The sequence below is a fragment of the Marinobacterium weihaiense genome, from assembly GCF_019061305.1.
GTDB lineage: Bacteria > Pseudomonadota > Gammaproteobacteria > Pseudomonadales > Balneatricaceae > Marinobacterium > Marinobacterium weihaiense.
Window position 1 is genome coordinate 14,168 of record NZ_JAHQZT010000016.1, and the last position, 23,344, is coordinate 37,511.

Genomic DNA, 23,344 nt, shown 5'->3' on the forward strand with positions numbered 1-23,344 from the left:
CTCTATACAGCGGTCTTACTGCGCACTGATTGTTCTTTACTGCTGGCGATCAGGTGTTCAACCTGGCGCTGCTGGCGGCCGGCCACTTCCTGTACGTCGCGACGGGCAACCAGATCAGCCAGACTAATGCTGCTCAGAAAGCCGTGGATCTGATCACTCAGGTCACACCACAGGTGATGTGTCAGACACACCTCCCCTCCTTGGCAGTTACCCTGGCTGTTGCAACCGGTGGCATCGACGGACTCATTGACGGCATCGATCACTTCGGCCACATTGATCAAACCCTGCTCACGCTTGAGCTGGTAGCCACCACCTGGGCCCCGTACGCTGCGCACCAGTTCATTGCGCCGCAGCTTGGCAAACAGCTGCTCCAGGTAAGACAGCGAGATCCCCTGACGCTCGGAAATATCGGCCAGACTGATTGGCCCTTTCCCTTCATGCAGTGCCAGGTCCAGCATCGCTGTCACGGCATACCGCCCTTTCGTTGTTAATCGCATAGTATTCCTCATACCCACGCTTTAGAGCATGTGGACCATTATGCGATTCCCTAGTAAAACAGTCAACTATTTAACCTACTTGCTCCCTTGGTCTTTCTCGGCAACGACTTCAGACCTGCTATCCTCCTCCGGTGCGGCCGAAGGCATGCCACTGGCATCATCGACCGCCGCCTCGAAATCCGACGATTTCAGTTCCGGCAGCTGCTCGTCGCAGTAGCTCGGCTTAATCTCGCACAGCGCCTTGCCCATGGTATCGACCTTGTGATCCATGGCCTGCATGTGGTCCAGCAGGCAGCGAATGGCATGCGCAACCGGGTCCGACACTTCTCTGGTTACGGCATAGGCATCAAACCCGACCTTGTCGGCCATCTGCCGGCGCTTCAACTCTTCGGGACTTTCTTCTTCCGGCTGACGCTTGATGATCCGCCCTGGAATACCAACCACGGTTGCATCACTGGGCACATCCCGGGTCACCACCGCATTGGAGCCGACCCGCGCACCGGCACCGATCGTAATAGGACCCAACACCTTGGCGCCGGCACCGCAGACCACGCCACTACCCAGGGTCGGATGACGCTTGCCCTTATTCCAACTGGTACCGCCCAACGTTACACCGTGATACAGCGTGACATCATCACCAATTTCAGCGGTCTCCCCGATCACCACACCCATGCCATGATCGATAAAGAAACGGCGTCCGATAGTGGCACCGGGGTGGATCTCGATCCCGGTCAACCAGCGAGCAATGTTGGACACCATGCGTGCCAGCCACTTGAAATTGCGGCGCCACAGGGCATTGGCAGCACGGTGACACCAGATCGCATGCAGCCCCGGGTAGGCCGTCAGCACTTCAAAGGCATTGCGCGCGGCCGGATCACGGTGGAATACCGACCGTATATCTTCACGGATCCGATCAAACATCATTACCCCCTTTTGAGGCTTGCAACTCCACCTTTCGCTCCACCGCCTTGAGAATGCCGCGCAGCACATTCACTTCAACCTTGTCCGGCACCGCCCGCTGCAACAGCCGGCGCAGACGCGGCATCAGCTGACGCGGATTATCAGGATCCAGGAAATCGATGCCGATCAATGTCCGCTCCAGGTGCTCGAACAACAATTCAAGCTCACGGTGCTCGGCCAGTTCGATATCCCAGTCGGTCCCCCACTGCGGCTTGCTGCCAGCCTCAGCGGCCACTTCCGCCATGCGCAGCTCGTAGGTGATTACCTGCACAGCTGCCGCAATATTGAGCGAGCTGAAGCTCTCAACTGCCGGAATATGCACGTGATGGTGACAGCGCTGCAACTCCTCATTGGTCAACCCGCGGTCTTCTCGACCAAACAGGATCGCGACCCGCGACTTGCCTTTCAGCGGCGCCGCAATGGCCGCCAGCTCACGCGGGTCAACCAGCGGCCAGGGGATATGGCGCTCGCGCGCGCTGGTGCCGAACACCAGTTCACAGTCGGCAATCGCCTCATCCAGCGAGTCGACCACGCGGGCAGATGCCAGCAGATCTGTCGCGCCGGAGGAGCGCGCCTCGGCATCCGGGTGCGGGAACAGTTTGGGGCTGACCAGACAGAGGTCGCTCAGGCCCATATTCTTCATGGCACGCGCCACACCGCCGATGTTGCCGGGGTGTGTCGTATTCACCAGTACAATGCGGATATGGTCAGACATGGAGTTACGCCGTTAAAAGCCGAATATTCTAACAGAACATGATTCAGTTGCGGACCACCTGTTCAGCGCAGCGCCGGTCTGAGCTACAATAGACCTTTGTCAACCCTGAACACTGGACACCCACACTGATGCAACCAATGGTTAATATTGCCCTGCGCGCGGCCCGGCTCGCAGGCGAACAGGTATCACGCGGTCTTGAACGGCTGGACCTGATCAAGTCCGAACAGGCCGATGTCGCAAAGTTCATCAGTGAGCTCTGCACCCAGGCCGAACGCACCATCGTCAATGGCATCCAGAAGGCTTATCCGCAGCACAGCCTGATCGGCGAGTATAGCGGCCACCACGCCCCGATCGGTGAAGGCCCCGGTAACTGCGAGTGGCATATCAGCCCGCTCGATAGCCTGACCAACTTCTCTAACGCTCTGCCGATGTTTGCACTGAGCCTGACCGGCTTTATTGATGGCAAGGCCGAGCACTGTGTCGTACTGAACCCGGTTTTCGGTGAAGAATTCACTGCCAGCCGCGGCAAGGGCGCTCAGCTCAACGGCAAGCGCCTGCGTGTCGGCAACCGCACATCCCTGGAAGGCGCCGTTATCGGTACCGGCTACCACGCCCGCAGCAGCGACAAGCCCTGGATGGAATCCCATGCCCGCATGATGCAGCAGGTCATGCAGTCTGGCGCCACCCTGCACAATAGCGGCTCTCCGGTTCTAAGCCTGGCCTACACCGCGGCCGGTCGCCTGGACGGCTTCTATCAGATCGGCCTGAGCCAGACTGAATTATCGGCAGGCCTGCTGCTGATTCGCGAAGCTGGCGGCCTGGTCGGCGATTTCTCCGGCGGCACCCGCTATAGCGACCACGGCAACCTGGTTGCCGGCAACACCAAGGTACTCAAGGCCTTGCTGCGCACACTACACCCGGTCACTGCGGAAGGCCTGCGCTGATACGCAGCCCCCTGACGCAGCGGCCCAGCGCCGATACAAAAAAGCCGCATCACGGGATGCGGCTTTTTTTATGTGCCCCTCACTCAAACTTCGAACGGGTGACGCAGCACGATGGTTTCATTGCGATCAGGACCGGTCGAAATAATATCGATCGGCGCTTCGACCAGCTCTTCCAGACGGGCAATGTAGGCACGAGCATTGGCCGGCAGCTCATCCAGACTCTTCACGCCAACGGTCGACTCGGTCCAGCCCGGCACCTGCTCATAGATCGGCTCGACCGCTTCATAATCTTCACTGCCATTCAGCGCGCTGACCGGGTTGCCGCTGGCATCCTTGTAGCCGGTGCAGATGTTAATCTGCTCCAGACCATCCAGCACGTCTAGCTTGGTCAGGCAGATACCGGAAACGGAGTTGATCTGAATCGCATGCTTGAGCGCAACCGCATCAAACCAGCCGCAGCGACGAGCACGCCCAGTGGTCGCACCAAACTCGTGACCGCGCTCAGCCAAGCGCTGACCCACGTCACAGTGCAGCTCGGTCGGGAAAGGACCGCCACCAACACGTGTCGTGTAAGCCTTGGTGATGCCCAGAATGTAATCCAGGTACAACGGACCAAAACCGCTGCCGGTGGACGTGCCGCCAGCCGTGGTGTTGGAGGAGGTAACATAGGGGTAGGTGCCGTGGTCGATATCCAGCAGCGAACCCTGCGCGCCCTCGAACATGATGCTGGCACCCAGCTTGCGCAGCTCGTGCAACTTGGCGGTCACATCGGTGATCATCGGTACCAGTGTCTTGGCCATCTCCATGCAGTCATCATAAGTCTGCTGGAAGTCGATCGGCTCGACCTTGTAGTAGTTCTGCAGCATGAAGTTGTGATATTCCAGCACTTCCTTCAGCTTGGTCGCGAAACGCTCGGGGTCCGCCATGTCACCCAGACGCAGACCACGACGCGCCACCTTGTCTTCATAGGCCGGGCCGATACCGCGACCGGTGGTACCGATCTTGGCATTGCCGCGCGCCAGCTCGCGCGCCTGGTCCAACGCCACGTGACTGGCTAGAATCAGCGGACAGGCCGGGCTCAACTGCAGGCGATCGCGCACCGGCACACCTTTCTCTTCCAGCTCGGCAATCTCTTTCAGCAGCGCCTCCGGCGACAGCACAACGCCGTTGCCGATCAGACACAGCACATTCTGACGCAGAATACCGGAAGGAATGAGATGAAGAACGGTTTTTTCCCCGTCGATCACCAGTGTGTGTCCCGCATTGTGCCCGCCCTGGAAGCGAACGACGGCAGCGACCTGCTCGGTCAACAGATCAACGATCTTACCCTTGCCTTCATCACCCCACTGGGTGCCCAGAACAACGACGTTTTTACCCATTGCTGTCTCGAATACTCGTTAATTATCAAAAAATTTTTGCGATCACAGATCAGTCAGGACCCAGTCGCCACCTTCATGCACCAACTGCTGACGGTAGCGACCGCCACAATTCGTTTCACCTTCCAGCTGCTGCACTACACGCGTGCCCGACTTGCGCAACTCGGCGATGGCGGCCTGCAGGCCTTCTGCCTCGCCGGCCGGCGCCAGCACCACGTCATCAGCCTGCTCGACCAGCTGGCCGGACAGGTCCATCAATGTTTTGAGATCGGCACTGAAACCGGTCGCCGGGCGCGCCCGACCAAAATCACGACCGATGTTGTCATAGCGCCCGCCCTTGGCCAGCGCCTGGCCGAAGCTCGGTGTATACGCGGCAAAAACAATGCCGGTATGGTAGTGGTAGCCGCGCAGCTCACTGAGATCAAAATAGGCATCGACCGAGGGGAAGCGCGCCGCAACACGCTGCGCCAGGTCGGACAGGTAATCCACGGCTGCCAACAGGGCATCATCACCTGCAAACAGGGTCCGGGCACGGGCCAGCGTCTGCGCACCGCCATTCAGGCGCGGTAACTCGCACAGCCAGCTGCGCTGGGTATCGGACAATACTTCGAGACCACCGATGAAGCGATCAATTTCAGGCAACGCCTTGCGTTGCAGCATGTCCTGATAATCCGCCTGCTGCTGGGCTTCGAGGCCACACAGCTCCATCAGGCGACTGAATACCCCCACATGCCCCAGATCCAGACTAATACTCCCCTGCACACCGACTTCGTCCAGAGTTGCCAACATCAATGCGATCACTTCCACATCGCTGTCGGGTCCGGCGTGACCATACAACTCGGCACCCAACTGCAGCGGGTTGCGCGAGGCCAGCATGTTGGCGGCGTGCGTGTGCAGCACCGAACCGCAATAGCACAGGCGGCTCGGACCCTCGGTGCGTAGGCGGTGGGCATCGATGCGCGCCACCTGAGGCGTCATGTCCGCACGCACCCCCAGGGTATGACCACTGAGACGGTCGGTCACCTTGAAAGTATTCAGGTCGAGGTCATGACCGACTCCGGTCAGCAGGGACTCAAGATGTTCCGCGATCGGGGGCATTACCAGCTCGTATCCCCAGCGGTGGTAGAGATCGAGCACCTTACGGCGCATCAGTTCAACCTGCCGCGCCTGCGGCGGCAGCAGCTCCATAATTCCGTCGGGCAGCAACCAGCGATCTGCCAAGGCCATGCGTTACTCCGGTGTCATCAGGTGGTCTGAATCACAAAAAAACCGGGCACAAACCCGGTTGATTAACTATATCACGAAACCGGGCGCCAAAGGCACCCGGTTTTCGTTGCACTATTGGGTAACAGAAGTACCGGTCGCGCTGTTGAGGTAGCGGAAAAATTCGCTCTTCGGATCCAGCACGAACAAGTCACCACCACTGGAAAAAGACTCGCGGTAGGCTGTCAGGCTGCGATAGAAAGCGTAGAACTCCGGGTCACGCTGGAAAGCTTCGGCATAGATGGATGCAGCCAGCGCATCACCTTCACCACGCAACGTTTCCGCTTCACGGAAGGCGTCCGCCAGGATCACTGTACGTTGACGATCAGCATCGGCCCGAATACCTTCTGCCAACTCCTTGCCGCGCGCGCGCAGTTCACGCGCCAGACGCAAACGCTCGGTGCGCATGCGCTCATACACAGAGGAGGATACTTCCTGCGGCAGATCGATACGCTTGACGCGCACATCAATGACTTCGATGCCCAGCTCGGACTGCGCCAGATCACTCAGGGCACGAATAACATCCCCCATCACCTCTTCACGAGCGCCGGACACCACTTCGGTCAGCGTGCGCTCACCAAACTGGTTACGCAGACTGGTTTCGATACGCGTCGACAGCAGGTCGGCTGCACGGAACTCGTCACCAGAGGTCGCCGTATAGAACTTCTGCACGTTATCGATGCGCCATTTGATAAAAGAGTCCACGATCAGACGCTTCTTCTCCAGCGTCAGGAATGCCTGCGGACGCGCATCCAGGGTCATGATACGCCCTTCAAAAGTACGCACCGTATTCACGAATGGAATCTTGAAGTGCAAACCCGGCTTGATATCAGCCTCGACCACTTCACCAAAGCGCAGCTTGATGGCGCGTTCCGTTTCCTTGACGATGTACACCGACTTGGAACCGATCATGACCACCAGCAGCAGCGCGATCAGCCCGAACATGGATGTAGGTTTCATTAACGTCCCTCCCTCAGGCCGGAAGTGGTCTGTGAACGCTGACGCGTCTCTTCGAGCACCTGGTCGGTAATCTGGCGCATGGTATTGTCATCCAGACTGATGCCACGACCACTGCTGTCACGTAGCGGCTGCTTCTCGGTCAGACGATCCAGCGGCAAATACATCATGTTATTGCCGCCCTCGACATCCACCATGACCTTGCCAGTGCGGGCCAGCACTTCCTGCAGCGTATCGATGTAAAGACGTTCACGCGTAACCCGGGGTGCTTTCTGATACTCGGCCAGCAGCGCCTTGAAGCGGCTTGCTTCACCGGTTGCCTTGGCAACCACCTCTTCACGATAGGCATTGGCCTCTTCCAGCAAGCGCTGAGCACGGCCACGCGCCTCGGGCACGATGCCGTTGGCATAAGCTTCGGCTTCGTTTTTGGCTCGCTGCTCATCTTCTCGCGCCTTGATCACATCATCGAAGGCGTCCTGCACCTGACGCGGCGCCTGAGCATTCTTGATGTTGACCTTGGAGATGGTCAGGCCCGTGGTGTAGTTTTCCATGTATCGCTGCAGACGTGCCTGCACCTGCAGGGCCAGCGTATCACGCCCTTCGGTCAGGATGCCGTGCATGTCGGAAGTACCCACCACATGACGCAATGCAGATTCGGATGACTGCGCCAAACTGTCACTTGGATCACGCACTTTCAGGGTAAACTGTGCAGGATCCGACACCACATACTGCACCGTCATGTCGACATCAACGATGTTTTCATCGGCCGTCAGCATCAGTGAACGATGATCATAAGTGCGCAGACGCGTGGTGTTAACCTTGGTCACTTCATCGATCAGCGGCGGATTCCACTGCAGACCCGGCTGCACAGTGTCGTGATACTTGCCAAGGCGCAGCACGATGCCGCGCTCCTGTTCATCGACGGTATAGAATCCCATACCGGCCCAGAACAGACCCGCCAACACGACCAGAACGACAAAGAAACCGCTGCCGCCGCCCTTGCCGCTGCCACCACCTGAACCGCCTCGCTTGCCGCCACCAAAGATGCCACCAAGGCGGTCCTGCAACTTGCGCAGCGCCTCATCGAGATCGGGCGGCCCCTGATCGTTGCCGCCGCGCTTGCCGCGGTTATCGCCGCCGCCACTCCAGGGGTCATGGTTGTTACCATTACCGCCAGGCTCATTCCAGGCCATAGTGCTCTCCGTTATAAACCGCTTGATTAACTTTTATTAGAGTCCAGCTTCGTCGCTGTCGAATGCCCAATCGACCTGTTCCCTCAGGTATCGTTCCCGAGGAATACTCAACCGACTGAGAATACGCTTGAAATCCTTCAACTGCAGGCGCACGTCCAGTGCCATGTTGCCCTGCTCATCCACTGTCTCTTGCACCACGGCTCCCTGCGCATACAACTGCGCCCTGAGGTTGCCATCCGAAGGTGCAAGCGTCAGCGTGTCATGAAACATCTCCTCACCCAGACGCTCACTGATGGCATCGAACAGCAAATCAATGCCCGCACCACTCACGGCCGACACCCAGACACGCCAAGGGGCGCCATGCTCGTCCCGATCGATCCGGGGCTCCATGTCCTCCAGCTGATCGATCTTGTTATACACCTGTAATACGGGAACCTCTGCCGCACCGATCTCCTCGAGCACGGTCTCGACCTGCTCGATGTGCCCCAGGCGCTCCTCATCGTAACAATCGATTACATGCAACAACAGGCCAGCATCAGTTGTTTCCTGCAGCGTAGCACGAAAGGCTTCGACCAGCTTGTGCGGCAGGTGACGAATGAAACCGACGGTATCCGCCAGAATCGCCTGCCCAACATCCTTAAGCTCGATCTTGCGCAGTGTCGGGTCCAGGGTCGCAAACAGCTGATCGGCAGCATACACCTCGGCTGTCGTCATGCGATTGAACAGCGTGGATTTACCGGCATTGGTGTACCCCACCAGCGATACCGTCGGCACTTCCGCACGCTGACGCGCACGCCGTCCCTGGTCACGCTGCTTGCGGACCTTGTCCAATCGCTTGAGAATGGATTTGATGCGAGCCCGCAACAGACGACGGTCGGTTTCCAACTGGGTTTCACCGGGACCGCGCAAGCCGATACCGCCCTTCTGGCGCTCAAGGTGGGTCCAGCCACGGACCAGGCGGGTCGACATGTGCTCGAGCTGAGCCAACTCCACCTGCAGCTTGCCCTCATGCGTGCGTGCACGCTGGGCAAAGATATCCAGAATCAGGCCGGTACGATCCAGCACTCGGCACTGAAGCTCGCGCTCCAGGTTGCGCTCCTGCGCCGGGCTCAAGGCATGATTGAAGATCACCAGCTCGGCCTCGTGCTCACGCACCAGACCCACTAGCTCCTCTACCTTGCCCTTGCCAAGAAAGAACTTCGGACTGGGGTCAGCGCGGCTACCGGTCAAAAACTCGATCGGATCGGCACCGGCCGACAACGCCAGCTCTTCCAGTTCTCGGGGGTTCTCGCGATCGGCCTCACTGGCCAGGTCGATATGGACGAGGATCGCGCGCTCGCCGGACTCGGGACGTTCGAAAAACAATTAATACCTCATTCAGCAGGCTTGTCGTCGGCCACAGGCAGCTTGACCGGACGGGCAGGCACTACTGTAGAAATCGCATGCTTATACACCATCTGGCTGACGGTATTTTTCAGCAGGATCACGAATTGGTCAAAGGACTCGATCTGGCCCTGCAGCTTGATGCCGTTGACCAGAAAGATGGATACCGGAACACGCTCTTTGCGCAGCACGTTAAGGTAAGGGTCTTGTAGTGATTGCCCTTTTGACATTGCAAACTCCTTCCAGGAATGGAAATCAATTTATAGTGTAGTTATGTTCGGAATATAAAGACTCGGCGTCATACAGCTGCATGAACAGAGTTTGCGCGCGATCATACCGGATTTCATTATATAACGGCAGGGTCAGAGAGTTTCAAGGCATCGGACACTAAATTCGAATCCGTGCTCTCGAGCCAATGCACGCCCTCACGCCCCCTCAGCCAGGTCAGCTGTCGCTTGGCCAGCTGACGGGTGGCAACGACTGCCTTGTCACGCATGGTGGCGCGATCATATTCCCCTTCGAACCAGGCCCACATCTGCCGATAGCCGACGCAGCGAATGGAGGGCATGCCAGCATGCAGATCACCACGTTCCCAGAGCGCCCGAACCTCCGCTTCGAACCCGCCCTTGAGCATAAGTTCAAAACGCTGTTCGATGCGGCGGTGCAACAACGAACGGTCGGCCGGAGCCAACGCCAGCGGAATAACGTCGAACGGCAGCTCAGCCTCGCGCTGCTCGCGCCAGTGCTCACTGATCGGCTTGCCGGTCAGCTCGACCACTTCCAGCGCCCGCTGCAGACGCTGTGCATCATTGGGCTTGAGCCGTTGCGCGCCTTCCGGATCCAGACGTGACAGGCGCGCATGAATCGCCGGCCAGCCTTCAGCGGCTGCCTGGGCTTCGATGCGAGCCCGCAGCGCCGGGTCGGCTTCCGGCAGCTCGGCCAGGCCCTGCTGCAGGGCGTTGAAATACAGCATGGTGCCGCCCACCAGTACCGGCACGCGCCCGGCCTGCTGGATGTCTGCGATTTCGGCCAGAGCATCGATACGAAACCGGGCCGCCGAATAGGCTTCGGCCGGATCCAGAATATCCACCAGCCGATGCGGGTAGGCGGCCAGCTCCTCGGCGTTCGGCTTGGCCGTGCCAATGTCCATACCCCTGTACACCATGGCCGAATCCACGCTGATCAGCTCACAGGGCAAATGATCACACAGGCGCATGGCCAAGTCGGTCTTGCCGGAGGCGGTGGGCCCCATCACGAAAATCACTTTGGGCTTGTCTGTCGCCACGAGGTGCCTCATTGTCCACGCAAAAAGAGTTTGTCCAGCTGGGCCAGCGACAGCTGGGTCCAGGTCGGACGTCCATGGTTACACTGACCGCTTCGCTCGGTCTGCTCCATGTCGCGCAGCAGAGCGTTCATTTCAGGCACGGTCAACTGCCGATTGGCACGCACCGCGCCGTGACAGGCCATAGTGGCCAGCAGTTCGTTCAGGTGGGCCTGAATGCGGTCACTGGTGCCCACCTGCAGCATATCCGCCAGCACGTCTCGCACCAGCTGCTCGACATTGGCTCTCGCCAGCGCCACCGGTACTTCGCGGATGACCAGCGACTCTTCGCTCATACGCTCCAACCGAAAACCCAGACGGTGAAACTCGTCAGGGCACTCCTCGGCCATGTCCCCTTCACGGGCACTGACGGCCAGGTTGACCGGCACCAGCAGCGGCTGACTGCGAATACGGTCCTGCTCGAAGGCAACCTTCATGCGTTCATAGACGATGCGCTCGTGCGCCGCGTGCATATCCACCAGCACCATGCCTTCGGCATTCTGCGCCAGAATATAGATACCGTGCAGCTGCGCCAGGGCATAACCCAGCGGCGGTACATCCTGCTCCTCCGACGGCACGGTGGACGGCGGGACAGTCAGGGGACGGTTTCCTGCCAGCATGCCGCTGGCCGCACCTCCGCCCGCAGCGGGAACAGGCCCGGCCGGGCGATGCAGCGCCGCGTAGCCCTGGATCTGCTCCTGCACCTGTCGTGCTTCAGGCGCCTGCCCGAACCCCAGCCCCATGGAGCTCTGGCGCAGTCCGGAAAGATCCTGACCGGGCACGGCCGCTTCCCCCGGCCCCGCACCGACCTCGGCTTCGGGCGCCCCCTGAACCGGCGCCACATCCTGCGGGCGCAGATCCGCGATAACACGGTAAAGCGTGCGGAAAATGAAGTCATGTACCAGCCGGCTTTCCCGGAAACGGACCTCATGCTTGGTCGGATGCACATTGACATCCACCAGTGACGGATCCAGCTCCAGATACAACACATAGGCCGGATGGCGCCCATGAAACAGCACGTCCTGGTAAGCCTGACGCACCGCGTGGGTCACGACCTTGTCGCGAATGACACGGCCATTGACGAAAAAGTACTGCTGATCGGCCTGCGCCCGTGAAAAGGTTGGCAGCCCCATCCAGCCCCAGAGCCGCAGCCCGGAGGCCTCGGCCACCACATCCAGCGCCACGGACTCGTTCACGAACGCCTTGCCCAGCAGTTGCCCCAGCCGCTGCTCCCGCGCCGCTTCGCTGTCAGCTGGTCGCAGCTGGTGTACTGCCTTGCCGTTGTGGCGCAGACCGAAGCCGACGTCATAGCAGCTCAATGCCAGCCGCTTCACCACCTCTTCCAGATGGCGAAACTCGGTTTTTTCGGTTTTGAGGAACTTGCGCCTCGCCGGAGTGTTGAAAAACAGATCGCGCACTTCAACCGTGGTACCCGGCGGGTGCGCCGCCGGTACCACATCCGCCATCATGTCACGCCCCTGGGCGGAGACAGCCCAGGCGTTATCCTGCTGCAGCGGCCGCGAAGTAAGCGTCAGGCGAGACACGGAGCTGATACTGGCCAAAGCTTCACCCCGGAAGCCCAGACTGCCGACCGCTTCCAGGTCTTCCAGCGCCGTAATCTTGGAAGTGGCATGACGGCTCAGCGCCAGCGGCAGGTCGCCCTTCTCGATGCCGCGCCCATTATCACGCAGCCGGATCAATTTGACGCCACCTTGCTCCACATCCAGCTCCACCCGGTCGGCACCGGAGTCCAGGCTGTTTTCCAGCAACTCCTTGACCACCGACGCGGGCCGCTCGACCACTTCGCCTGCCGCAATCTGGTTGGCCAGCTGCGGCGATAAAAGATGAATTCGTGACATGTTATCCTGAGGTTTAACCGGCGGGGATTCGCAATACTTGACCAACACGGATGCGGTCACCGTTGAGCTGATTAGCGCGGCGAAGCTTCTGCAGAGAAACGCCATTGCGCTGTGCTATGACCGACAGGGTATCACCCGAGACCACCTTGTACAGACGCTCGCCACTGGCGGGGGCCTTACCGGACTGTTTCTGCCAGGCCACGTAAGTGGCCGCCGGTGGCTTTTCCCAAAAGTGATCGATAATGCCCCGGTAGATCGCCTGCGCCATTTTGTTCTGATAGGCTGACGTACGCAGCTTTCGGGCCTCGCCAGGGTTAGAGATAAATCCGGTCTCAACCAGGATGGAAGGAATATCCGGCGATTTGAGCACGACAAACCCGGCCTGCTCGACATGCTTCTTATGCATGCGGGCAAAACGATCCATGTTGCCGTGAATGCGTGACGCAACCTGATGGCTGTCCTTGCGACTGGCGTTCATTGACATGTCCAGCAACACACTGGCCAGCACATCATCCTTGTCATCCAAGCTCAGGCTGCCGACTCCGCCGATCAGGTCTGCGCTGTTTTCGCTGCGTGCCAACCAACGGCCCATTTCCGAACTGGCGCCACGGCCGGACAGAACCCAGACGGACGCACCACGGGCACGGGGATCCTTGAAGGCATCCGCATGAATGGAAACAAACAGATCGGCGTTGCTCTTGCGCGCCTTGCCGGTCCGTCCGCGCAGGCTGATGTAGTAATCACCGGTACGTGTCATGACCGCCCGGTAGCCCTTGTGCGCATCAATCAGCCCTTTCAGCTTTTTGGCAATGGCCAGCACCACATCTTTTTCGCGCACACCGCCAGGGCCGAGGGCACCGGGGTCTTCACCACCATGACCGGCATCGATCATCACCACGATGTCGCGCTTGCCGCCTTCACCCGGCACCGGCACCACCGTCTTGGTGACGACCGCCTTCTCCCGCATGGCCAGATCCACCACCAGACGATGGCCATACTGATCGTTAGGCTTGAGATCAAAGCTCTTGGGACGCACCTTTTCCGTCAGGTCCAGCACGATGCGCACGCCCTGACCACGCTTACTGTGGCGGATGCTACCAATCGGACTCTTGTCCAGGTCCAGCGCATCCAGCGAGGCGTTCAGCCGCGTCTGCTCGATATCGATCACCACCCGATCCGGATTGGCCAGGGTGAACAACTTGTGCTGTACCGGGCCGGACAGGTCGAAGACCAGCCGAGTGTTGTCCGGCGCCAGCCAGGCACGCACATTGCGGATATCACCTGCTTGGGCAGTTAGCGTCATCAGGCACAGCAGCAATGGCCACAGACGTTGTATCAGTTTTCTCATCGGCCCTTTCATGTTCCTTCGGCGGTTACGGCCAGGCAGTCTTTCAATCGATCGACCATGACCTGTCCTTTTGGAGTTTGAGCGGTCAACGTCAATTCACGCCCCTGACCATGCAATGACAGCCGAATCTCCATATCCGCCGCGGGCAGCATGCCTGCCCCCTTGTCTGGCCACTCCACCAGACAGAGCGACTTTTCTGTGAAATAGTCGCGAATGCCTAAATATTCCAGCTCTTCCGGGTCGGACAAACGATAAAGATCAAAGTGAAACACCGGCCCCTGTGGGGTTTCATAGGGCTCTACCAGCGTATAAGTCGGGCTCTTGACCGAGCCGGCATGACCACAGCCGCGCAGAATACCTCGGCTAAGCGTGGTCTTGCCCATGCCCAGATCTCCCACCAGAAAGACCACACCGCCTCCGCGCAACGCCTGCGCCAGCTGAGCACCGAATACGGCCATCGCCTGTTCATCGGGAAGAATCTGTTTCATTCGCTGTTTCCTTCAATCAAGACTGCTGAGAACACGGCGCACCCGAGCGATCAAGTCGGTGGCCAGCAAACCGCGCTCTCCCTGATCCGCCGCGCACAGATCGGCGGCCCGCGCATGGGCGTATACCCCCGCACGCGCAGCATCCACGGCACTCAAGCGCTGGGCACGCAAGGCTCCGATAATACCGGAGAGCACATCCCCCATGCCACCGCAGGCCATGCCGGGATTACCCGCGCTGCACAGATGCACGGCATCGCCGTCACAACTCAGGCTGCCGGCTCCCTTGAGTACCACAGTGCCGCCGAACCGCGCCTGAAGCGCCCGCACGGCAGCGAAACGATCCTGCTGAACTTCATGTGTTTCCCAACCCAGCATCCGTGCCGCCTCGCCCGGGTGCGGCGTCAGGATCCAATCGTGCTCGCGCCCGGCCAGATTCCGGTGTGCCAGCAGATTTAACGCATCCGCATCCAGCACCAACGGCAAGCCGGTATTCAGGGCCTGCTGCAGCAGCTGGTCAGCCCAGGCGCTTTGACCCAGCCCAGGCCCCACCACCAGTACATCCGGCCGCGCCAGCAATGGCTGAATGTCCTGGCCGGAATTGACGCCGGCCACCATCACCTCGGGCGCGCGTGTCAGGGCAGCCGTCACGTGCTCGGGACGGGTCGCCAGCGAAACCAGGCCCGCACCGCTGCGCGCGGCCGCTTCAGCCGCCATCAGCGCAGCGCCTCCCATACCGTGATCGCCGCCCACCACCATGACATGACCGAACTGTCCCTTGTGTGACGAGCGTCGACGCGGTGGTAGCAGCTTGGCCAGATCATCACGGTCGGTACGAAAGGCGCTCATCGCCACCTCTTCATAGACCTCGTCCGGCAACATCAGGCTGTCAAACAGCACCTGGCCACAATGGTCCACCCCTTCATGCGTCAGCAGCCCCTGCTTGAGGGCAATGAACGTCAAGGTCAGATCAGCCCGCACCGCCACACCCAGCACCCGACCGGTGTCGCTGCACAGCCCGGAGGGAATATCGACCGCCAACACCGGCCGTGTTGACCGGTTCAGCTGAGCAATCAGTTCGGCGCTCTCACCCCGCACCGGCCCGGTCAGTCCAGTGCCCAGCAGCGCATCCACCAGCACCTCGCCCTGCAGTTTCAGCCCCGGCTGCCAGCGCGTCAGCTCTACACCGACCGCCTGTGCCCATTGCCAGGCCGACAGCGCTTCGCCCTGCAAGCCGTCTTCGAAATGATCCCGCACTACCAGAACCTGCACTTCCAGCCCCTGCTGCCGTGCCAGCCCCGCCATGATCAGCCCATCACCACCGTTGTTGCCACTGCCGACCGCCACAGTCAGGCGACGCAGGCCGGGCCAGTGCGCCATCAACTCGACGAAGGCGGCGTGGCCGGCACGCTGCATCAGCCGAAATCCAGGAATGCCGAACTGCTCGATAGCGGTTCTATCCAGGGCACGACTCTGCTCCGCCGTGTATAATGCCCCCGGTAGCTCTGCTCTGTTCAACATGGCTTTCTCCTTTCTTATCAGTTCATTATAGAAGATGGACTGACCCGTACACAGCCGGTTCCGTCTATGTCAGCACCCAATATCGAACAGCTTCATGATCTTGCGCAGGCTCTCAAGCAACAGGCACGTACCCTGGGCTTTGCCGACTGCGCCATCACCCTGCCGGATGCCTCACGAGAAGCCGAAAAACTCCAGGCATGGCTGGACAAGGGATACCACGGCAGCATGGACTATCTGGCCCAGAACGTCGACAAGCGCCTGGACCCGACCCTGCTGGTGCCGGGCACACAGCGCATCATCATGCTGCGCATGGATTACCTGCCGGCTGAAACCCCGATCACCGGCACCCTGCGCAATCCGGACAAGGCCTATGTGGCGCGCTACACCCTTGGCCGGGACTACCACAAGCTGATTCGCAAGCGCTTGAAGCAGCTAGGCCAGTGGCTGAACGAGCAGATTGACGATGCCACGGTGCAGTTTCGCCCGTTCACCGACAGCGCACCCGTACTGGAGCGGCCGCTGGCGCGCAATGCCGGGCTGGGCTGGGTCGGCAAGCATACCCTGCTGCTGAATCGCCAGGCCGGCTCCTGGTTTCTGCTCGGCGAACTGTTCATCGACCTGCCACTGCCGATCGACCCGCCGGAAACCGAATCCCACTGTGGTCGCTGTTCGGCCTGCATCGACATCTGTCCGACCCAGGCCTTTCCCGAGCCTGGCGTGCTCGACGCCCGACGCTGTATTTCCTACCTGACCATCGAATACCGTGGCAGCATTCCGCTGGAGTTGCGCCCGCTGATGGGCAACCGTATTTTCGGCTGTGATGACTGCCAGCTGATCTGCCCCTGGAACCGGTTTGCCAAACGCAGTGACGAACCGGACTTTCAGCCCCGTCATCGCCTGGACCAAGCCGACCTGCTGGAACTGTTTCTATGGGAGGAAGCCACCTTCCTTAAGCGTACTGAAGGCTCGGCCATCCGCCGCACCGGTTACGAAGGCTGGCAACGCAACCTGGCGGTGGCACTGGGCAACAGCCGAGGCGGTAATGCCGTCATCACCGCCCTGCGCGCACGCCGTGACGGCAGCAGCGCATTGGTACAGGAACATATCGATTGGGCGTTGGACCGACTGCAATCGGCAGAAGGCCCACGCCCACTGCCGATTCTGGCACACCCCGGCGCACGGCGACTGCCAGAGTAGCGATGGCCGGCACAACGTCAAAGGCGGAAGAAATGACGGCGGTAGTGACGCAGTTCCTCAATGGATTCGCGGATATCGTCCAGCGCCAAGTGCGTGCCCTGCTTCTTAAAGCCCTCCAGGGCTGACGGCTTCCAGCGTCGCGCCAGTTCCTTGATGGTACTCACATCCAGGTTGCGGTAGTGGAAAAAAGCCTCCAGCTCAGGCATATAGCGCCAGAGGAAGCGCCGATCCTGGCCAATACTGTTGCCGCACATGGGCGAGGCGCCCTGCTCGCTATGTTCACGCAAAAAGGCCAGCAGCGTTTGTTCGGCTTCGGCCTCCGAAATGGTGCTGCTGCGCACCCGGTCGGTCAAACCGGACTGGCCGTGAGTGCGCGTACACCACTCGTCCATGCGCGACAGCACCGTGTCCGGCTGATGTACGGCAATCACCGGGCCCTCGGCAATCAGATTCAAATCAGCATCGGTGACGATGGCGGCCATTTCAATGATACGGTCGGTGTCCGGGTTCAGCCCGGTCATTTCCAGGTCGACCCAGATCAGATTGTCCTTCAGTGCCATGCACCTTTTCTCCTCTGGCAAACTGTCAATTTAACTCGGATTCGAATACCTTAGCACGTCAACGACAATAGCCGTGAGCGAGTGATCCCGACGGGTATGGCAAAACGCAAGGTAAACCGGCGCCAAGCCTGGCGCATCAACAAGATTCAGGAAGAACGCGCCGCGCGCGCCGAGCGCCGTGACGCCCTGATCGAAGACAAACTCGAAGGCGGCGAACTGGGCCCGGAGCAGCAGGGACTGATCATTTCCCATTTCGGCCGCCAGGTCGACGTCGAAGTGCTGGAGGGCGAACACCAGGGCGAAATCCAGCGCTGCCACATGCGCACCCATCTGGGCCAACTGGTCACCGGGGATCGCGTCATCTGGCGCCGCTCGGCCGACAGCGGCGTCGTGGTCGCGGCCCAGGAGCGCCACAGCGAACTGCTGCGTCCGAACAATCACGGCGAACTCAAACCCGTAGCCGCCAACATCGACTTTATCGTCATCGTCATCGCGGTCGAGCCCTACGCCCATGCCAACCTGATCGACCGCTATCTGGTTGCGGCTGAAGCCAGCGGCATTGAACCGGTACTGCTGCTCAACAAGGCCGACCTGCTGGATGATAACAACCGCCAGCGCCTGGCCCCCCTGCTCGAACAGTATCGTTACCTGGGCTATCGCACCCTGCAGGCCTCCACAGCCAGCAGCCACGGTCTGGACGCGCTCAAGGCACTGCTGGCCGACCACATCAGCGTGTTCGTCGGCCAGTCCGGTGTCGGCAAATCATCGCTGATCAACAGCCTGCTGCCCGGAGCCGATCTGAAGACCGGCGCGCTGTCGGAACAGAGCCGCAAGGGGCGACATACGACCACCACAGCACGCCTGTTCCACTTCCCGGAGGGCGGCGACCTGATCGATTCGCCTGGAATCCGCGAGTTTGCGCTCTGGCACATGACTGAAGACCAAGTGCTGGAGGGCTTTCGTGAACTGGCCGCACTGCGCGGCTACTGCCGTTTCCGCGACTGCCGCCATGAGCACGAGCCCGGGTGCGCCTTCCTGCATGCGCTGGACGAGGGCCTCATTAGCGAAAGCCGCTTCAACAGTTATCAACAGATTTTGAACTCCATGCAGGACAGCCGCTGACCGATGGGACAGAGCCAGCCAACGCCCCCACAACCGCTCCATGGCATTGATGCCTGGGCCGATTACCTGGAGCACCGCCCTCTGCCGGTGCGGGCAAGCGTCCTGGCCCGTTTCAAGCGCCTGCTGGCCAGCGACCGCACCACCCTGCAGCAGCTGACCCAGCTGGTCAGTTCGGACCCGGTCCTGAGCTTGCATGTCACGCGTCTGGCCCAGCAGCGCCACGCCGAAAAAGGTACGTCCGTCACCGGCATCCAGCATGCGGTCGGCTCGATTGGGCTGGAAACCCTGATCAACCTGGGACACGAGCTGACCAGCCTTAAGGTTAACCCCACCAGCATGCAGCAGAAGATGTATTTTCGCGCCATCGCCGATAGCCTGCACGCGTCTTGGCAAAGTGCCGAACTGTGCCGCCAGCGCGGTCTGCCGTTTGTCGAAGAGGTGCGCCTGGCGGCCCTGCTGTACGGCTGCATTCACTGGCTGGCCTGGCTGCACGCGCCCTTGCACAAGCAACGTTACCAGGAGCGGGTACTGCTCAAGGGCGTTGATGTAGCTCTGGCTGAAGCGGATATCTTCGGCTGTACACTGCAGTCCCTGGGAGCCGAACTGAGCCGACGCTGGCGTCTGCCGCCATTGACCATCGAGGCACTGAACCATGCCACCTCGCCGGACCGCAAGGCATTGCAACAGCTGCACCGCCGCGCATTGCAGGACCCCAGTCTGGGCCACCTGGAACAGCGCGATATCAACCAGCTGACCCAACAGCGTTTTTTCCCGGTCAAGCTGGGCAACTGGCTGGCGCTGACAACAACGCGCAGCTGGCAAACCGACAAAGCCGCACGCCTGATCGATATTATCGCCGATTACCTGAGCAGTGATCCGGACCGCGTCCGCGCCGGCCTGCGCCGACACTGCGCTGAAGCTGCACGCTGCTACCATGTAGCCGGCACGCTGAGCCCAGCCAGCGAAATGATCATGCTGCCATCTGCCAGCCCCCGTCCGCTGACCGGCCTGATCTCGGATGCCGAGCTCAAGCAGTTGCTTCAGGGCCAGAGCCCGCGGCCGGAAGTGCCGCTGCCCAAAGCTAAAGCCAAACCGGAACCGGCACGCCCGGCGCCCGCTGCCCCTCCACGGCAAGAGCCCGCACCGGTCGAAACATTGCTGGATCCCCACTGCCATGCACGCCTGCTGGCGCGCCTGACCGACCCCGAACAGCGTTTCGACAAACCTGCCCAGGTACTGCATCTGCTGTTGCAGGCCATACAGCAGGGATTGGGGCTGGAGCGCCAGGCCCTGTTTCTGATCAAGCCCGGCCAGCAGACACTCTACTGCGCCCATGGCGTGGGATTGTCGGACAATCATCCGTTACGGGGTGTCAAGCTGAACCTGGCCGTGCCCAGCCTGTTCAAGCGCCTCAGCGAACGCCCGGCAGGCATTTGGTTGCACGCCCGCAACCGTAAGGCGCTGGGCAACACTCTGCCCGAGTCGTTTACAGCCTGCCTGGATGGCGGTGATTACGCGTTGATGTCGGTGTTTCAACGCAACCGTCCCCTGGCCGTGGTGTATGCGGATAGCCAGCCGGGCCATCCGCGGCTATCGAACGTCCAGTTCGAACATTTCAAGGCGCTCTGTGCCGCCGCCACTCAAGCCATGCGCCGAGTCGGCTAAGGCTTTGCGCCAACCGCCGGCTTCGCTATGATCCTGACATCATCGAACACCTGACGGATACTCTTATGCAGTCATTTCCCCTGGTTATTTCACCCACCGAGCTGCATGCCCGGCTCGACACACCTAACCTGCTGATTCTGGATCTGTCCAGCGCCGACCACTACGCCGCCGGCCATGTACCCGGAGCCGTTCATCTGGACCCGTCACGCCTGCTGCGCGGAGAAGGCCCGGTGCCGAATCTGATGCCGACATTGGCCCAGCTGCAAACACTGTTCAACGAACTGGGTCTGACCCCGGACACCCGGGTGGTTGCCTATGACGACCAGAAAGGCCCCTGGGCCGGACGCCTGATCTGGACCCTGCACAGTGTTGGCCACCGTGCGACCAGCTTCCTCGACGGCCAGTTCGAAGGTTGGAAGGCTGAGGGCCTGCCACTGGAGCAGACCACGAACCGGGCCACGCCGGGGAACGCGCAGCTGAACCCGGATCCGACACTGCGCATGAGCGCCGACGACATAGCGGCGGCCCTGCCGGATGGCCGGCTGTGCATCTGGGACGCCCGCTCGGCGGCCGAATACACTGGCGAAAAGGTCATCAATGCCCGTCGCGGCGGCCATATTCCGGGCGCCCGTCACCTGGAATGGACCGACCTGTTGCAGGACGGCCCGGTACCGGCACTGAAGCCCCGTGACGTCCTGCTCAAGCTGCTGGCCGCACACGGCATCACGCCCGACCGCCCGATTGTCACCCACTGCCAGACCCACCGCCGCTCCGGCCTGACCTGGCTGGTCGGCACTTGGCTGGGCCTGCCGCAGCTGGCCTGCTATGACGGCTCCTGGTTCGAATGGGGCAACCGTGACGACCTGCCGGTTGAAGCCGACTGATTTTCGATCACATGGGACACCAACTTAGGACATTGCCTTGAAAGACTCCCTGTTTATTCTGTTGCAACACCTGCTGCCCCAACACCTGCTGTCACGCCTGGTGGGCTGCCTGGCCGAGTGCCGCACGCCCTGGGTCAAGAACCTGTTCATCAACTGGTTTCGCAAGCGCTACCGCGTCGACATGAGCCAGGCACTGCAGCCGGACCCCGAGGCCTATGAGCATTTCAACGCCTTTTTCACCCGCGCACTGAAGGCGGATGCCCGGCCGCTGGACAGCACCCCCGGCGCTATTCTGTCACCGGCCGACGGCGCCATCAGCCAGCTGGGCCCCATCGAGCATGGCCGCATCTTTCAGGCCAAGGGCCACAGCTACGCCCTGAGCACCCTGCTGGGGGGCGACCTGGAACGTGCCGCGCCCTTCATCAACGGCCAGTTCGCCACCGTTTATCTGTCACCGCGTGACTATCATCGCGTACACATGCCGATTGCCGGCACCCTGCGCGAGAGCATTTACATCCCCGGCGACCTGTATTCGGTCAACCAGGTGACCGCTGCCGGCGTCGATAACCTGTTCGCCCGTAACGAGCGCCTGGTCGCCATTTTCGACACCGAGCTAGGCCCCATGGCCATGGTGCTGGTAGGCGCCATGATCGTAGCCGGTATTGAAACCGTATGGCAGGGCCAGGTCGCCCCGTTGCCGCGCCAGCCTCTGGTGCTGACCCCGCCACCGGGACAGGCACCGGTCGAACTGGCCGCCGGCGAGGAGATGGGGCGCTTCAAGCTGGGCTCCACTGTCATCCTGCTGTTCGGCCCCGACGTGATGGAGTGGGCTGACACTTTAGGCTCCGGGGACAGCGTGGTCATGGGACGCGGCATCGGCCACCTAAAAGCGCAATAACCCCTGCGAGCGCGGGCTGATAAAGCGACGCAGATTGTTTAGACTCAATGCCATCTGGCTTTGAATGGAGATTCACCATGCACGAACACTGGCTTGAATGGCTGCAGCAGCCGGGTATCCAGCTGGACAACGACGCTGTCAGCGCCGCCCCTACACATGACCGGCCAATGACGCTGGTCCCGCTGACGGATGCCGCCATCATCCGGGTGGCCGGTGCGGACGCCCAACGCTTTCTGCAGGGCCAGCTCAGCTGTGACCTGGCAGACGTTGACCGCCGCGGCAGCCTGCCCGGTGCGCATTGCAACATCAAGGGACACATGCACAGCCTGTATCAGGTGATCCATGCGGGCCCCGACTGCTACTGGCTGCGTACCCGCCGCGACATGACGGCCGATGCCCTGACACTGTTGAAAAAGTACATCATCTTTTCCAAAGCCGAAGCAGAACTGAGCAATGACCTGCTGGGCTTTGGCCTGATCGGTACCGGTGCGGCAGCGCTGGCCGAGCAGCTGAGCGAACACACGGACACCGCCGCCGTGGTTCATGCGGATGGCCTGGCCGAGGTCTGGTGTGGCGCCGAGGTGCTGGAAGCACTGCTGACACAGGTGAGCCAGCAGGCTGGCCTGGGCACTCGCAACGACTGGGAGCTGGCGAACGTCAACGCTGCCATTCCCGAGCTGTTCCCGGCGACCCGGGAAGCCTTCATTCCACAGATGGTTAACCTGCAGGTATTTGATGGCGTCAGCTTTACCAAGGGCTGCTACACCGGGCAGGAAATCGTGACCCGCCTACAGCACCGAGGTCAGCTTAAGCGCCCCATGTACCTGGCAGAAGTGGCAGCTGATACCTGTCCCGCTGCCGGCACCACACTGGCCAGCGGCAACAAGGACAATGTCGGTAAAATCGTGCGCAGCGCAACATGCGCAGCAGGCCGTTATCGCGTGCTGGCGGTGATCGTCAAGGATCAGGCCGAACAGCAGACCATTCGCCTGGAAACGTCAACAGGTCCGGTACTGACACTGGCCACGCTGCCCTATGAGCTGGACCCGCAGTTGTTTGAAAGCAAGCGCTGATAAAATGCCGCTCAATCGCGCATTTTATTGACCTTGATCGCACGACAGGCGTCATGGCTTTGCTACCCTGACGCCTGCAGAGTGACAGCGACTCAGGTCGTCGGCACCCGTTTTTTCACTCAA

General features: G+C 60.7%; 22 protein-coding genes. 7 read left to right on the forward strand and 15 right to left on the reverse strand.

The genetic code is table 11. From position 1 onward, the window contains the following. Window positions 1–2 precede the first annotated feature (2 nt). The 3 genes from iscR to KTN04_RS12145 form a co-directional block, all read right to left on the reverse strand. Window positions 3–497 (reverse strand): Fe-S cluster assembly transcriptional regulator IscR, encoded by a 495-nt coding sequence (iscR, locus tag KTN04_RS12135; protein WP_217335496.1) that lies wholly within the window; start codon window positions 495–497, stop codon window positions 3–5. A gap of 75 nt (window positions 498–572) precedes the next feature. Further along, the gene (cysE, locus tag KTN04_RS12140) at window positions 573–1,418 is read right to left on the reverse strand and encodes a serine O-acetyltransferase (RefSeq protein WP_254262534.1); all 846 of its coding nucleotides are present in this window, start codon (window positions 1,416–1,418) and stop codon (window positions 573–575) included. Continuing rightward, complete coding sequence (locus KTN04_RS12145) at window positions 1,411–2,172, reverse strand: RNA methyltransferase (protein WP_217335497.1); 762 nt, start codon at window positions 2,170–2,172, stop codon at window positions 1,411–1,413. Before KTN04_RS12145 ends, cysE begins: the two co-directional genes overlap by 8 nt. A 128-nt stretch (window positions 2,173–2,300) precedes the next feature. Between KTN04_RS12145 and KTN04_RS12150 the strand changes: the two genes are divergently transcribed. Then, window positions 2,301–3,116 carry an inositol monophosphatase family protein gene (locus KTN04_RS12150; RefSeq protein ID WP_254262535.1) on the forward strand — a complete coding sequence of 272 codons (816 nt, stop codon included), beginning with the start codon at window positions 2,301–2,303 and terminating at the stop codon, window positions 3,114–3,116. Between the two features lie 83 nt (window positions 3,117–3,199). Here the strand turns inward: KTN04_RS12150 and KTN04_RS12155 are convergent, their stop codons facing one another. The 11 genes from KTN04_RS12155 to KTN04_RS12205 form a co-directional block, all read right to left on the reverse strand. Further along, a complete protein-coding gene (locus tag KTN04_RS12155) occupies window positions 3,200–4,495 on the reverse strand; it encodes an adenylosuccinate synthase (RefSeq protein ID WP_217335498.1) in 1,296 nt (431 codons plus the stop codon). A 42-nt stretch (window positions 4,496–4,537) separates the two neighbouring features. Continuing rightward, window positions 4,538–5,719, reverse strand: coding sequence for an ATP phosphoribosyltransferase regulatory subunit (locus tag KTN04_RS12160; RefSeq protein ID WP_217335499.1), 1,182 nt, complete (start codon window positions 5,717–5,719; stop codon window positions 4,538–4,540). 111 nt (window positions 5,720–5,830) lie between these two features. Then, the gene (gene hflC / locus KTN04_RS12165) at window positions 5,831–6,715 is read right to left on the reverse strand and encodes a protease modulator HflC (RefSeq protein WP_217335500.1); all 885 of its coding nucleotides are present in this window, start codon (window positions 6,713–6,715) and stop codon (window positions 5,831–5,833) included. Continuing rightward, on the reverse strand, window positions 6,715–7,905 hold the full coding sequence (hflK, locus tag KTN04_RS12170) for an FtsH protease activity modulator HflK (RefSeq protein ID WP_217335501.1): 1,191 nt from the start codon (window positions 7,903–7,905) through the stop codon (window positions 6,715–6,717). Before hflK ends, hflC begins: the two co-directional genes overlap by 1 nt. A 36-nt stretch (window positions 7,906–7,941) precedes the next feature. Beyond that, window positions 7,942–9,270, reverse strand: a complete 1,329-nt coding sequence (hflX, locus tag KTN04_RS12175) for a ribosome rescue GTPase HflX (RefSeq protein ID WP_217335502.1) — start codon at window positions 9,268–9,270, stop codon at window positions 7,942–7,944. An 8-nt stretch (window positions 9,271–9,278) separates the two neighbouring features. Then, window positions 9,279–9,518 carry an RNA chaperone Hfq gene (hfq, locus tag KTN04_RS12180; RefSeq protein ID WP_209286407.1) on the reverse strand — a complete coding sequence of 80 codons (240 nt, stop codon included), beginning with the start codon at window positions 9,516–9,518 and terminating at the stop codon, window positions 9,279–9,281. A 116-nt stretch (window positions 9,519–9,634) separates the two neighbouring features. Then, the gene (gene miaA, locus KTN04_RS12185; RefSeq protein ID WP_217335546.1) at window positions 9,635–10,540 is read right to left on the reverse strand and encodes a tRNA (adenosine(37)-N6)-dimethylallyltransferase MiaA; all 906 of its coding nucleotides are present in this window, start codon (window positions 10,538–10,540) and stop codon (window positions 9,635–9,637) included. A gap of 41 nt (window positions 10,541–10,581) precedes the next feature. Continuing rightward, complete coding sequence (gene mutL, locus KTN04_RS12190; protein WP_217335503.1) at window positions 10,582–12,468, reverse strand: DNA mismatch repair endonuclease MutL; 1,887 nt, start codon at window positions 12,466–12,468, stop codon at window positions 10,582–10,584. Between the two features lie 13 nt (window positions 12,469–12,481). Further along, window positions 12,482–13,816, reverse strand: coding sequence for an N-acetylmuramoyl-L-alanine amidase (locus tag KTN04_RS12195; RefSeq protein WP_217335504.1), 1,335 nt, complete (start codon window positions 13,814–13,816; stop codon window positions 12,482–12,484). 8 nt (window positions 13,817–13,824) lie between these two features. Next, complete coding sequence (gene tsaE / locus KTN04_RS12200; RefSeq protein ID WP_217335505.1) at window positions 13,825–14,304, reverse strand: tRNA (adenosine(37)-N6)-threonylcarbamoyltransferase complex ATPase subunit type 1 TsaE; 480 nt, start codon at window positions 14,302–14,304, stop codon at window positions 13,825–13,827. 12 nt (window positions 14,305–14,316) lie between these two features. After that, window positions 14,317–15,822 carry an NAD(P)H-hydrate dehydratase gene (locus KTN04_RS12205; RefSeq protein ID WP_217335506.1) on the reverse strand — a complete coding sequence of 502 codons (1,506 nt, stop codon included), beginning with the start codon at window positions 15,820–15,822 and terminating at the stop codon, window positions 14,317–14,319. A 66-nt stretch (window positions 15,823–15,888) separates the two neighbouring features. On the opposite strand from KTN04_RS12205, the gene queG reads away from it, so the two are divergent. Further along, a complete protein-coding gene (gene queG / locus KTN04_RS12210; protein ID WP_217335507.1) occupies window positions 15,889–17,019 on the forward strand; it encodes a tRNA epoxyqueuosine(34) reductase QueG in 1,131 nt (376 codons plus the stop codon). A 17-nt stretch (window positions 17,020–17,036) separates the two neighbouring features. Here the strand turns inward: queG and orn are convergent, their stop codons facing one another. After that, window positions 17,037–17,579, reverse strand: coding sequence for an oligoribonuclease (gene orn / locus KTN04_RS12215; RefSeq protein ID WP_217335508.1), 543 nt, complete (start codon window positions 17,577–17,579; stop codon window positions 17,037–17,039). A 96-nt stretch (window positions 17,580–17,675) separates the two neighbouring features. On the opposite strand from orn, the gene rsgA reads away from it, so the two are divergent. The 5 genes from rsgA (at window position 17,676) to ygfZ (ending at window position 23,221) form a co-directional block, all read left to right on the forward strand. Further along, window positions 17,676–18,701, forward strand: a complete 1,026-nt coding sequence (gene rsgA / locus KTN04_RS12220) for a small ribosomal subunit biogenesis GTPase RsgA (protein WP_217335509.1) — start codon at window positions 17,676–17,678, stop codon at window positions 18,699–18,701. 3 nt (window positions 18,702–18,704) lie between these two features. Further along, window positions 18,705–20,366 (forward strand): HDOD domain-containing protein, encoded by a 1,662-nt coding sequence (locus KTN04_RS12225; protein ID WP_217335510.1) that lies wholly within the window; start codon window positions 18,705–18,707, stop codon window positions 20,364–20,366. A gap of 65 nt (window positions 20,367–20,431) precedes the next feature. Next, window positions 20,432–21,250, forward strand: coding sequence for a sulfurtransferase (locus KTN04_RS12230; protein WP_217335511.1), 819 nt, complete (start codon window positions 20,432–20,434; stop codon window positions 21,248–21,250). Window positions 21,251–21,287: 37 nt separating this feature from the next. Then, a complete protein-coding gene (asd, locus tag KTN04_RS12235; protein ID WP_217335512.1) occupies window positions 21,288–22,148 on the forward strand; it encodes an archaetidylserine decarboxylase in 861 nt (286 codons plus the stop codon). A gap of 77 nt (window positions 22,149–22,225) precedes the next feature. Then, the gene (gene ygfZ / locus KTN04_RS12240) at window positions 22,226–23,221 is read left to right on the forward strand and encodes a CAF17-like 4Fe-4S cluster assembly/insertion protein YgfZ (protein ID WP_217335513.1); all 996 of its coding nucleotides are present in this window, start codon (window positions 22,226–22,228) and stop codon (window positions 23,219–23,221) included. Window positions 23,222–23,344 lie beyond the last annotated feature (123 nt).